1 protein-coding gene is annotated in these 323 nt (G+C 35.6%); it reads right to left on the reverse strand.

The window, feature by feature from the left end:
• Positions 1-104: 104 nt before the first annotated feature.
• A partial coding sequence (locus D1841_RS18840) for a hypothetical protein (RefSeq protein WP_207710203.1) occupies positions 105-323 on the reverse strand: 219 nt, incomplete at its 5' end.

The raw sequence follows: 323 nt of genomic DNA on the forward strand, positions 1-323 counted from the left end.
TATTTTAGAAAACTCTTTTTCTTTGCAGATTTTTATTTGCCTATCCGCTTTCTTTACCTCCTTCCTACTGATTTCTCTATCCCCAATACCACCTGATAAGCGAATTAATACTTTTGGCTCAAAGAGTCTCCCGTCACTGTTTCTACCAGCTTGCTATTCTTGTACAGCTTTACATTGGCATGTAAGTAGTAAGTTCCTCTATCTTCCAAATTATGTGAATCTGCCCATGAAATACGTCCTATCTCATCTGGATATACTTTTTTTGTAAAAGTTTTTATCGTTGTTCCAGAACTTTTTTTAATCGTCATCGTAACCTGTGCATA

Origin of the sequence: Neglectibacter sp. X4, from assembly GCF_009917365.1 — a bacterium.
Taxonomy (GTDB): Bacteria; Bacillota; Clostridia; order Oscillospirales; family Acutalibacteraceae; genus Acutalibacter.